Raw genomic sequence first — 9,817 nt, 5'->3', positions numbered from 1 at the left:
TACGCATTCCGGACGGAAAACCGCACGTTCCTGGAAGTGCTCTATTTGCCGCAGATCTCGGAAATCTTCGCCTGTGCAAAGCCGCGGGCAAGCTCCTGTATTCCGCCGACGGAGGATATCAGGTCGCCGATCGGCCCGCTGACGCCGACATGCGAATCGGTAATTTTGCAGGCTCCAACATCGACTGTCACCGAGGCTTCCAATTGCCCCTTGACGGTTGCCTGGACGATGCCGTGCGATTTACAGGCGAGATCGGCGCGTGCGTTGATCTGCACACCGCCGGCAGCGTCGCAGAGATCGAGCGATTTGACCTCGAACTTCTCCTTGTGGTCGAGACCGGGCAATTTTTTACAAGGGTCCGCCTCGTTCACCGACTTCTCGATCTGCGGACCGAACTTGCTTTGCAGCAGCGACCAGCAGGAGCCAGGCCCGCTCTGGGCTTGCGCGGATGCCATAGGCAGAGGAGAGAGCGGCAGAACGAAGGCGACGGCCAACAATCCCATGCGAAGCGACGGAAGGAGCGAGGAGGGCAGTGCTGCGGATGTCTTGATCACGGCGGTCGATTCCTTGCGGATGGTGTAGGAGACGATGTGCGCAGTCTTCCATGTCTCCGGCTGATGTAGCAATCCCTGTATTTTTGTGAACGAGCGGCGCTCATTTTCCGGGGATGAAACGGGCATAAGCCGCTAGGCAGCGGTCGCCATTCATCCTATGATTCGCGTAGCGGTTCGGCCTTAGGAAACTGCCGGCGAATGGCATGTTTCGGGAGGATGATATGTCGGGTTCGTTGCGTTCGGTACTGGATGAAACGGCGCGGGGGCTGGCGCCGCTGGAGGCGAACGGCAAGATTCTGTCTATGGCGCCGGACCGTTTCGGCTATCTCGAACCGACCGATGCCGCGACCGACATTGCGATGCTACGCGAGCAATATCAGGAGCATGGCTATCTCTGGCTCAAGGGATTTCTGAAGCGGCAGGATGTGCTCGATTTCCGCGCCTGGGTGTTCAGGCATCTGATGGACACCGTACTTCTGCAACCCGGCTCGGATCCCATGATCGGCCTTGCCGCTGACGGGGAGACCGACAAGGCGCTGGCCGACAGGCGGCTGATGGCGCTGGTGCGCTCGGTGGCCTATGAGGGCTTCTGCACGCAGCCGCGGCTGGCTTCCTTCATGGACGAATTCCTGCAGGGCATCTCCTATCTGCACAAGCGCAAGATCATGCGTTTCACCCGGCCGAACACCGGCGTCGTCACCCCCGCACACTACGATCTCGTCTATCTGCGCGGCGGCACGAGCCGCATCGTCACGGCCTGGATTCCGATCGGCGACATTCCGGTCGATATGGGCGGCCTCGTCTATCTCGAGGGATCGCACCGGATCGGCGCCGACATGGAAAAGGAGTTCGCGGCCAAGAGCGCGTCACTCTCGCCGGAGGAACGCATCAGCGCGTTCAACAAGAACATGACCGAAGGCGGCTGGGTTTCCAAAGATTTGCCCGATATGGCGGAGCGCTTCAATACGCGCTGGCTCGCCGCCGATTACGAGGCCGGCGATATCGTGCTGCACAGCCCCTATATGATCCATGCGTCCACGACCAATCGCGACCCGAAGCGCCGTCTCCGCCTCTCGACCGACATCCGCTATCAGAATGTCGAGGACGAAATCGACGCCCGCTGGGGCAATCACTGGAGCTTGGGAGACATGCTCTAAACCCGAGCGCTCCGGCTCAATTCATCTGATCGAGGATGCTCTGTGCCGGCGTATAACCTTGGGCAGCGGCTTTCCGGAACCAGCCTATTGCCGCGTTGCGATCTCTCGTGACGCCGTCGCCGCGCAGATAAGCGTAGCCGAGATGGAATTGCGCCTTGGGCAGGCCTTGCTCGGCGGCTTTGGCAAACCAGGCGATAGCCTGGGCATAATCCTGCGGAACGCCCTTTCCGAGCGCATAGAGACTGCCGAGGCCATCCTGCGACGCGGCATCGCCTTTGTCTGCCAACGGCTGCCAATGGGCAAGCGCGCTGGCATAGTCGCCTTTGTCGTAGGCGGTTTGCCCATCGTCGGCATGGGCCTGGAAGGCGATCGAGAGTGCCAGCGTCAGTCCGAAGCCTATCTGTCTCAGCCGCATCCGGTGATCTCCCATTCATGATTCCCGTTCGGCAAGACCTAAGCATAGCGGATCGTCGGCGCAAGGTTGGCGGCGACTTCGTTCATCCGGTCATCCCAAATCCGGATGGTCTTCCGCTCCTCATCGTCATCGGGCTCATTATCGCGGCCCATGGCCTTGGCCGCGCGGAACCAGGCGACCGCGGTCGTTGCCTCTCTATCCTTGAAGCACATCATACAGCCGAAAGATCCAGCTAATCTGGTAGATCAGCCCGATCGACACGAACGCCGCCTGGAAACGGCGATTTGCGGTGATGGCGGCGATGATGCAGAGGACGATATAAACGACATTGCGGATCGGATACTCCCAGCCAAGCGACCGGAAATAGGTCTCGCCCTTCAGCAGCGTGTCGATGAGATCAACGGCGTAGGTGACGGCGAGCAGGCCGAAAAACCAGCGGCGGCGCGAGATGAAATATTCTTCGAAACCACCATAATCCTCGATCGAAGGAGGGTTCAGCAGCACGCAGAGAAAATAGAAGAGGCAGCAGAAGCAGATGAGGAAAAGATAGACGCCGAAATTGATTTCTGCGACCGACTGCAGCCGATATTCCCACCACCAGAAATGGATGATGAACAGGAACATCGATAGCACCCAGCCGAGGTGAACCAGATAAACGCGGTGCTTGCCGGGCGATTGCACGAAACCGGCGAGGCGTGTCAGGAGCTGGGCAAGAGCGAGGCCGATGACCATGCTCATGACCGTCCTGATATAGACGTAGACCTCGGGCGCCCGTGCAGCCTCCATCCATCAGCTCTCCGCGGGAACCGGCTTCGGCGCGCCATTCTCGTCGAGCGCTACCATGATGAATGTGCCGGCCGTGACCTTCTCTAACTTGGCGTAGCGCGAACGGTGAGCCCAAGCTTCGACGATGAGCGTGATCGAGGTACGACCGACTCGTTCGATATAGGTAAAGACGCTCAGCGTATCGCCGATCTTCACCGGCAGTTCGAAAGCCATTTCCTTGACGGCGGCGGTGACGACGCGACCGCGCGCCCGCTCGGCCGCGCGAATTCCGCTCGCCAAGTCCATCTGCGCCATGACCCAGCCGCCGAAGATGTCGCCGGCAGGATTGGCGTCGGCCGGCATAGCCAGCGTACGCAAGGTCAATTCGCCTCTCGGTTTGACGCTGTCGTTCATTCATTCGCTCCAATCGACAAAGGCTTTGATTCCAGCGCTCAGCCTACGCAATCGAGCCTTCATGGGAAAGGCTTCGTCTGCGCTCGACAACAGCTCTTTCGAATGCCTCACTCTTTTTCAGGCCATCCCCGAGGCCCGCTTTCGTGGGGCGGTAAGCATTCATTCACCGTTTTTATTTAAAATTCGTAATAGTTGCCGACCGTGGCTGGGGCAGCAGGAGCGGATCTGGAGTATGGCGTATTTGTCCTTTCTGCGGCGGGCTGTCCTGCCGCTGCTCATGTCGTCGGCGCTGGTCGCCTGCACGGCCGATAGCCTCGTCCCACCGTCGAACATCGACAGCAGCGCCCGCGTCGGCTCGATCAAGCCACATCGCAGCATGCCGCAGAGAGAGTTCACCTACCAAGGTGACCGAACTCCCGTTAATTCCGCCTCGGCCAACTACGCTAACACATATGATCTCTCCGGCAGGCGTCAGAATGCTGCGCAGATGCCCGCGTCTGCCGCTGCCAAACAGGGCCGTTTGCCGATGGGCGGCGCCAAGGAGGCCGTGACGACCACCGATGCCGAGGAGGGGCTGGCGCAGCAGTCGGATGTGCCCTCTCAGGGCGTCAATATGGATGCGGAACTCGGCGTGGGACCGAGCGAGGAAGCGCAGTCCGGACCGGTCGTGGGGCTGGCCCAGGAGGAAGGGCAGAATATTGCGGAGGGCGAAACCGATCAGCCCGTCGTCGACGGGATCGGCTCCGACGCGCCGGTGCAGGCCAACCGCTCCATCATTCAACGCCCGACCGCACAGGCTGAACTCAATCAGTCGCCGATCCGCCGCCAGCAATCGAACATGCAGGTCGCCATGTTGCCGCGCGTCGGCAATCCAATGCCACGGATCGAACAGCAGGAGGAGGCACCGCAATCGTCGCCCGGCGGCGCCATGCCTGCTTCGGAAATCGCCTGCCGGCAAGAGTTGCAACGCATGGGAGTCGTCTATAACGACAAGCCGCCGATTTCCGATGGTCCGGCCTGCCAGGTTCCTTATCCGGTTTCCCTGAGCGGACTTTCGGGCAACATCGCCGTCAAGCCGGCGGTGACACTGAACTGTCAGGTGACGCTTGCCTTTGCAAAATGGGTGAAGAACGAATTGGCACCGGCGGCCCGCACACGCTATTGGACGGGCATCGGCACGATCGTACCGCTTGGCGGTTATTCTTGCCGCCGGATGAACAATAGCCGGCAACGCTACAATCCGATGTCGGAACATGCCCATGGCAATGCCATCGATGTCGGCACCTTCATCCTGAAAAACGGCCATGTCATCGATGTCCGCAAGAAGGGGCTGTTCTCCTTCCGCGAGGGCCGGCTGCTGAAGGCGGTGCGCAGCGATAGCTGCAAATATTTCGACACGGTACTCGGCCCGGGCAGTAATCCTGAACACTGGAACCATTTCCACTTCGACCTTAGGGATCGCAGGGGCGGGCAGCGTTACTGCAGCCTGTGATGCGAATTGCGGTGTCCGAACAAAATCAAGTAATCTTGATAGTTGTTCGTTTATCGGTGGAGTGAACGCATTGGCTGACAAGACATCTACCACGTCGACGAAGGTCGCAAGGAAGGCGGCTAAGCCGAGCAATGCAGGTGCCACCCTCCTTGCCGGCGGCAATCCGCAGATCGCCAAGGGCGAGGGGGATGCTCCTGTGCAGGCCTATATCGCGGCCATGCCGGGCTGGAAGAGCGACATCGGTCGCCGCCTCGACGCGCTCATCGAGCGCACGGTTCCGGATGTGCAGAAGGCGGTCAAATGGAACTCGCCGCTTTATGGGATGGAAGGTCAAGGTTGGTTCCTGGGCATCCATTGCTTCACGAAATACGTCAAGGTGGCCTTCTTCCGTGGCATGTCGCTCACGCCCATCCCTCCGGGCGATTCCAAGAGCAAGGACACGCGCTATCTCAACATCCATGAGGGCGATCTGCTCGACGAAGCTCAGCTTGCCGCCTGGATAAGGCAAGCCAGCCAATTGCCCGGCGAACGAATGTAATGCCAGTGCGGCACGCGTATGCTGGAAACTCAAATGATAGCGGGACGATACCCATGAAGAAAGCGACGACAAGTATGGCGAAGAGTGACCCGAAGGAAGAAACGGCAGAGGACTCTCCCTCTGTTTTGATAGATGGCAGAATCAAGGAGCTGAGCGACTGGCGGGGCGAGACGCTCGCTCGGGTCCGAACCCTAATCCACCAGGCAGACCCGGAAGTAATCGAGGAGTGGAAGTGGAGAGGGGTTCCGGTATGGTCTCATGACGGTATCATCTGCACCGGCGAGACCTACAAGAATGTCGTGAAGATGACCTTCGCCAAAGGCGCCTCATTGGAGGATCCCTCGAGCCTCTTCAACTCCAGTATGGAAGGCAATACCAGGCGTGCCATCGATTTCCATGAGAGCGATGAGATCGATGAAGAGGCGTTGAAGGCGCTTATTCGCGCCGCTGTGGCATTGAATACAGCGACGCGTGCCGCTCGCCCGGTTCGCTCTCAGAAAAAACCAAAAAGCGCTTGAGGAGCGTTGCGAGAAATCGCAATGGTTCGCTGCGGAATCCTGTGGGCAAGAAGTTGCATTTACGTGCATTCTTGTACTTCCCTATAACTGTGCCAGTCAAAGTGGGAGAGCTGTTTTATGGAAGAAGCGCCGAGAAGGAAGAGAGGCCTGGGGAAGGCTTTGGTCGCCGCACTCATTGCGATCGTTCTCGTCATCGGCGGGCGCTGGTATGCCTATGTTGCCTATGCCGACGATCCGTTCGATGAGGTCGGCATCGGCCTTAACACAATGATGCCAGGCCCGATCCGTGAAAGGGGCTGCGAGATGTTGAAGGCGCGTTTCGAAAACAAGACCCTGCCGCCGGCAGGCTGCGGCGTCAACGGCAACTGGTAATTGGGGGGACGCCCGGTGGTTGGATCTCGATTGCCGGCAAAAGAAAAGCCGGCCCGAGGCCGGCTGGAGTGGCGCACAGCAACGACAGGGGATCTTTGCTGGCCCCAGAAAAAGAATTCTATGTCGCAATGGCGCATGCAATATGAATGCTAAGGCAATCAATCTGCAAATATCATCGGCGCGACGCTGTCGCCAAGAGGCGTTGGGCGGAGTGCGACAGTCGCTGCTCACCTGGGGAAGATATGCCCGAGAAAGGTCACGGTTTAATGACAGCCTGTGGTCTGGTTCTTTCCTTTAGGCGAACACAGTGTTTCATTTCGGCTGGGTGATAAAAGCCTCAGACCCGGCTATATAGCGGGCAAACGCCGCAAAACTAACCAGAAAAGCCGGACTTCGCCTCCATCATGGCCCCGATCATTTCTATCCGTAATCTCACCAAAACCTATTCCAACGGATTTCAGGCGCTGAAAGGCATTGATCTTGACGTCGAGAAGGGCGAGATACTGGCACTGCTCGGGCCGAATGGCGCCGGCAAGACGACGATGATCTCCATCGTCTGCGGAATCACCAATCCCAGCGGCGGCACGGTGACCGTCGGCGGTCACGACGTCGTCAAGGAATTTCGCGCCACGCGCACTATGATCGGCCTTGTGCCGCAGGAGCTGACGACCGATCAGTTCGAGACCGTTTGGAACACAGTCAGCTTTTCACGCGGCCTGCACGGCAAGAAACCGAATCCCGAGCATATCGAGCAGGTGCTGCGCGACCTGTCGCTCTGGGACAAGAGGGACAATATGCTGCGCCAGCTCTCCGGAGGCATGAAGCGGCGTGTCCTGATCGCCAAGGCGTTGTCGCACGAGCCGGAGATCCTCTTCCTGGACGAGCCTACGGCGGGCGTCGACGTGACGTTGCGTAAGGACATGTGGCATGTCGTCGAGCGGCTGCGGGCTTCCGGCGTCACCATCATCCTGACGACGCATTACATCGAGGAGGCCGAGGAGATTGCTGACCGTGTCGGTGTCATCAATGACGGCAAGCTGCTGTTGGTGGAAGAGAAGAAGGCCTTGATGGCCAAACTCGGCCGCAAACAGCTCATCCTCGATCTGCTGGCGCCGCTGGAGGCCGTTCCGCATCACCTCGACGGCAATGGCTTGTCGCTGGGGCCGAATGGCACGACGCTGATCTACGACTACGATGCCGAACACGAGCAGTCGAGCATCGCGGCCCTGCTGTCGCGTCTGGCGGCGGCGGGAATTCATTTCAAGGACCTATCGACGCGGCAGAGCTCGCTCGAAGACATCTTCGTATCGCTGGTGGGAGAAGACAAATGAACTTCGAGGCGATCAAATCCATTTATGCCTTCGAGATGGCGCGCACGCGCCGCACGCTGTTGCAGAGCGTCGTCTCGCCGGTCATTTCCACCTCACTCTATTTCATCGTCTTCGGCGCTGCGATCGGTTCGCGCATCCAATTGGTGGAAGGCGTCTCCTACGGCGCTTTCATCACGCCGGGGCTCATCATGCTGACGCTGCTCGGCCAGTGTATCAGCAACGGTTCCTTCGGCATCTATTTCCCGAAGTTCACCGGCACGATCTATGAGGTTCTTTCCGCACCCGTCGCCATGACGGAAATCGTTCTCGGCTATGTCGGCGCCGCCGCGACCAAGGGCATGCTGATCGGGCTGATCATCCTGCTGACGGCGAATTTTTTCGTGCACATCACCATCGAACATCCCTTCATGATGGTCCTGTTCTTCGTGCTGACGGCGGTGACCTTCAGCCTGTTCGGCTTCATGATCGGCATTTGGGCGGGGAATTTCGAGCAGCTCAACCTCATTCCCATGCTGGTCGTGCCGCCGCTGACCTTCCTTGGTGGCAGCTTCTATTCCATCAACATGCTGCCGCCCTTTTGGCAGGCCGTCAGTCACCTCAATCCGGTCCTCTATCTCGTCAGCGGTTTCCGTTGGAGCTTCTTTGGCATTGCCGACGTCAACCCGGCGCTGAGCCTCGCGATGATCACCATTTTCCTGTTGATCTGCCTGGCGACCCTTGGGTGGATCTTCAAGACGGGATATCGGTTAAGGAGCTGATTGATAGGCGCTTTCCCGCAAACACGCGGGTTGCAATCGCCATCTCTGCGGTTCATACATTCGATGTCCACATAACTTGCGAAGCAAGATAGCAAGCCCGTGGGGAAGCGCGGATGAAATGGCGATCGAGCCGCGCGTCTGGCCGACCAATCCGAGCCTTGCTGCAGGTGTTCCATGTCCACAAATCCTCAGCCTCGTTCTCTGTCCGATGTCCTCTCGCGCCTCGATTTGCTGACAAATTGGGAGCGCAAGCCGCGCGGAGAGATGCGTGTCGGCCTGAACCCGATTCTCGATCTGATGCAGAGGCTCGGCAATCCTCATAAAAGCTTTCGTGCCATCCATGTCGGTGGTACCAAAGGCAAAGGTTCCGTTTCCGCGCTCATCGAGGCCGCATTGCTGCATGCCGGATGGAAGGTTGGTCGCTACGGCTCGCCGCATGTCGACCGCGTGAATGAGCGGATCAGCGTGTTGGGCCAAGCAGTCGAAGACGATGCGCTGGCGAGCGCATTGGAACGGACGCTGGACAGTTACGAGTCCGCAAAGCGGGAGGCGACGGCCGGCGAAGATGCCACCTGGTTCGACGTTATCACGGCGGCCGCCTTTCTTGCATTCCAAGACGCCGGTCTGGATTGGGTGGTCGTGGAGGTCGGGCTTGGCGGCCGGCTGGATTCCACCAATGTCGTCTTTGGCGAGGTTGCCGTCGTCACCAATATCGAGCTCGAGCATACGGAGATCCTTGGTAGCACGCGCGAGGCGATCGCCGGCGAGAAGGTGGGTATTCTGAAGCCCGGCGCGGCGCTTGCCACGACACTTCCCGTCTCTGACGCTGCGGGTCAGATTTTGCAGCAACGCGCAGACGAGCTCGGTTGCCCGGTATTGCGCACCGACTTTCCTGATGACGCAGCGATAGCGGACCGGAATGCCGCATTGGCTGGTCTGGTCCTCGACTACCTCGGGCAGCGTGGCGAACGCGTGCGCGACAGTGCCCAGCCCGGCATTCCAATCGGTGCATGGCTGCTTGATCAGGCGGTTAGGGATAGCGCGCATCTGCCGGGACGAATGGAACGGTTCGCCTTCGAACTGCCCGCGAGACCGAACGCGGCTCCGCAAACAGTGCCGATAGTGATGGATGGCGCGCATGTTCCGTTCAATCTCGAGGCCGTTATGCGGGATATCAGCCGCGACAGCGAGTTCAGGGGCGAGTGTACCGCCATTGTTGCGCTGGGGGTCGACAAGGATGCAAATGGGTTCTTGACCGTGCTGTCTCGTTACGCTGTCCATGTGCTGTTTACGGAAGCGGGTGGCTCCGGCCGGTTTCATCCGGCGAGTGAGCTGGAGGCACTGGCAACCTCCATGGGAATGACCTGCGAATCCGAGCCCGATGCGCGAAAGGCGTTGGATCGTGCTGCGGCTATGGCGGCGCGGAATAAGGGCTGGGTTCTCGCCACCGGGTCGCTCTATCTTGTGGGAGCGCTGCGGAGCGTCGTGTTGAAAGGCGGATGA

At 59.3% G+C, this 9,817-nt stretch carries 13 protein-coding genes; 8 read left to right on the top strand and 5 right to left on the bottom strand.

The genetic code is table 11. The features are described 5' to 3' along the window. Positions 1-41: 41 nt before the first annotated feature. A complete protein-coding gene (locus tag QA646_RS08260) occupies positions 42-626 on the bottom strand; it encodes a hypothetical protein (RefSeq protein WP_283058580.1) in 585 nt (194 codons plus the stop codon). Between the two features lie 149 nt (positions 627-775). On the opposite strand from QA646_RS08260, the gene QA646_RS08255 reads away from it, so the two are divergent. Continuing rightward, complete coding sequence (locus QA646_RS08255; RefSeq protein ID WP_283058579.1) at positions 776-1,711, top strand: phytanoyl-CoA dioxygenase family protein; 936 nt, start codon at positions 776-778, stop codon at positions 1,709-1,711. A 16-nt stretch (positions 1,712-1,727) separates the two neighbouring features. On the opposite strand, the gene QA646_RS08250 is transcribed toward QA646_RS08255, so the two are convergent. From QA646_RS08250 to QA646_RS08235, 4 genes are read right to left on the bottom strand one after another with little or no spacing between them, the layout of a single operon-like run. Further along, positions 1,728-2,126: a tetratricopeptide repeat protein gene (locus tag QA646_RS08250; RefSeq protein WP_283058577.1), complete on the bottom strand. Its 399-nt coding sequence runs from the start codon at positions 2,124-2,126 to the stop codon at positions 1,728-1,730. A 38-nt stretch (positions 2,127-2,164) separates the two neighbouring features. Then, entirely contained in the window at positions 2,165-2,341 is a 177-nt protein-coding gene (locus tag QA646_RS08245) for a hypothetical protein (RefSeq protein ID WP_283058575.1), read from the bottom strand. After that, positions 2,322-2,912, bottom strand: coding sequence for a hypothetical protein (locus tag QA646_RS08240; RefSeq protein ID WP_283058574.1), 591 nt, complete (start codon positions 2,910-2,912; stop codon positions 2,322-2,324). The genes QA646_RS08245 and QA646_RS08240 overlap by 20 nt, the downstream gene beginning before the upstream one ends. Positions 2,913-2,915: 3 nt before the next feature. After that, positions 2,916-3,305 carry an acyl-CoA thioesterase gene (locus QA646_RS08235; protein WP_283058573.1) on the bottom strand — a complete coding sequence of 130 codons (390 nt, stop codon included), beginning with the start codon at positions 3,303-3,305 and terminating at the stop codon, positions 2,916-2,918. 232 nt (positions 3,306-3,537) lie between these two features. Between QA646_RS08235 and QA646_RS08230 the strand changes: the two genes are divergently transcribed. The 7 genes from QA646_RS08230 (at position 3,538) to QA646_RS08200 (ending at position 9,817) form a co-directional block, all read left to right on the top strand. Continuing rightward, positions 3,538-4,797, top strand: a complete 1,260-nt coding sequence (locus QA646_RS08230) for an extensin family protein (RefSeq protein ID WP_283058572.1) — start codon at positions 3,538-3,540, stop codon at positions 4,795-4,797. Positions 4,798-4,867: 70 nt separating this feature from the next. Next, entirely contained in the window at positions 4,868-5,335 is a 468-nt protein-coding gene (locus QA646_RS08225) for a DUF1801 domain-containing protein (RefSeq protein WP_283058571.1), read from the top strand. Between the two features lie 53 nt (positions 5,336-5,388). Beyond that, positions 5,389-5,853, top strand: coding sequence for a DUF1801 domain-containing protein (locus QA646_RS08220; RefSeq protein WP_283058570.1), 465 nt, complete (start codon positions 5,389-5,391; stop codon positions 5,851-5,853). 117 nt (positions 5,854-5,970) lie between these two features. After that, positions 5,971-6,225, top strand: coding sequence for a hypothetical protein (locus QA646_RS08215; RefSeq protein ID WP_283058569.1), 255 nt, complete (start codon positions 5,971-5,973; stop codon positions 6,223-6,225). A gap of 404 nt (positions 6,226-6,629) precedes the next feature. Beyond that, positions 6,630-7,556, top strand: coding sequence for an ABC transporter ATP-binding protein (locus QA646_RS08210; protein ID WP_283058568.1), 927 nt, complete (start codon positions 6,630-6,632; stop codon positions 7,554-7,556). After that, entirely contained in the window at positions 7,553-8,314 is a 762-nt protein-coding gene (locus QA646_RS08205) for an ABC transporter permease (RefSeq protein WP_283058567.1), read from the top strand. The genes QA646_RS08210 and QA646_RS08205 overlap by 4 nt, the downstream gene beginning before the upstream one ends. A 174-nt stretch (positions 8,315-8,488) precedes the next feature. Next, complete coding sequence (locus QA646_RS08200; RefSeq protein WP_283058565.1) at positions 8,489-9,817, top strand: Mur ligase family protein; 1,329 nt, start codon at positions 8,489-8,491, stop codon at positions 9,815-9,817.

Origin of the sequence: Rhizobium sp. CB3090 (genome assembly GCF_029714285.1) — a bacterium.
GTDB lineage: Bacteria > Pseudomonadota > Alphaproteobacteria > Rhizobiales > Rhizobiaceae > Rhizobium.
This window is presented reverse-complemented; position numbering and strand designations above follow the sequence as displayed.